This window comes from Vibrio sp. 10N.286.48.F5 (assembly GCF_041469785.1).
In the GTDB taxonomy this organism is placed as follows: Bacteria; Pseudomonadota; Gammaproteobacteria; order Enterobacterales; family Vibrionaceae; genus Vibrio; species Vibrio crassostreae_C.
This window is the reverse complement of record NZ_JBFRLG010000030.1, coordinates 1-1,694: the sequence shown is the minus strand read 5'-3', so window position 1 is coordinate 1,694 and position 1,694 is coordinate 1. Positions and strand designations below refer to the sequence as shown.

Sequence of the window (1,694 nt, the reverse complement as noted above, 5' to 3'; positions counted from 1 at the left end):
CGGCAGCTTCACAGTCGGCGACACAGAAGAGGGTGCGACAGTAGAATACCTCGTTGACGGAAACTGGACGACAACCGCACCAGTACCAACGGAAGGTGACAACACGATCACCGTTCGTCAAACCGACGCAGCGGGTAATACATCAGGCAGCAGCGAGCTGACGTTCACTCTCGATTCCACAGCGCCAGACGCGCCGCAAATTGCCCTTGATACCGACAGTGGCACGTTGGCAGATGACTTCCTGACCAACGATGGCAGCTTTACTGTTTCTGGCACTGAAGATGGCGCCATCGTTGAATACTTGGTTGACGGGGAATGGACCACGCAAGCGCCCACGCCAAACGAAGGGGCCAACACCATCACGGTACGTCAAACCGATGCAGCCGGTAACACCTCTGGCTCAAGTGAGTTGACGTTCACACTCGATACTCAAGCAGACCAAGGAACCGTCACAGTTGATAACATCACAGCCGATGATGTCGTTACGGTCACCGAACAAGGTCAAACTATTGCTGTGACGGGCCGTGCTACTGGTGGTGATATTGAGTCTGGTGACAGTGTCACTGCGACAATCAATGGTAACGAGTACACAACGACGGTCAATGAAGATGGCGGTTGGCAACTTGATGTGAGCGGCGAAGATCTTGCTTTAGATACAGATTTTAATGTCACTGTCGAATCAACAGACATTGCGGGTAACAGCAGTAACTCTACGGGGATCTCTGAGCATAGCTATAATGATACTCCGCTAATCGTCAACCTCAATGTCGATCCAGTTACCGATGATTCAATAATTAATTCAAGTGAATCTCAGGCGGCTATCACTATCACTGGCTCTGTGACCGGTGATGAATTCTCATTGGGTACTGTAAGCTTGGTTATCAATGGCAACCAATACACAGGAGTTGTCAATCCGGATACAGGTTTATTTGAGATCGAGGTTAATGGCTCAGACTTAGTTGCAGATAGCGATACGATTATTGATGCCTCTGTATCCGTCGTAAACGACATTGGCCAAGTGGGTGATGCTGAATCTACCGAGAAATATTTCACTGATACATCTGCCACCGCAGTGATCCGAGTTGATCGCATCACCGCGGATGACACGATTAACGCGGAAGAAAGCCAAGGGAATGTGTTCGTATCTGGCCGAGTTGGCTTTGATGCTGGACCGGGAGATACAGTTACTCTCGATATCAATGGAAATACGTACACAACCACTGTTCTAGCCGACAAAACTTGGTTTGTAGAGGTTTCAGGTCAAGATCTTGCCAACGATACCCAATTTAATGCATCGGTTTCTGGTATTGATGACGCAGGAAACCCATATACGGCCACGACTGTTTCAACGCATACGGTCGATCTTGAAGCCGACAAAGGCAGCGTGACGGTTGATGACATCACAGCCGATGACGTGATTAACAAAGCCGAAAGCGGACAAACCATCACGGTTAGCGGTACGGCGAAAGGTGGTGACATCAGCGAAGGCGATGTTGTGACCATGACCATCAATGGTACCGAGTACACCACCACCGTGGATGGCGATGGCAACTGGACAGTGGATGTGGCGGGCAGCGATCTGACGCAAGATGCCGAATTTGAAGTTGTGGTCACATCAACCGATAGCGTAGGCAATTCAGTACAAAGTAAAGTGATATCTACTCACGAGGTTGGTACGGGTATCAGCAAACCGA

General features: G+C 49.6%; 1 protein-coding gene. It reads left to right on the top strand.

What is annotated here, in order from left to right; all coding sequences use genetic code 11:
- The coding region (locus tag AB4185_RS16120; RefSeq protein WP_372135658.1) for an Ig-like domain-containing protein at positions 1-1,694 on the top strand (1,694 nt) is incomplete at both ends.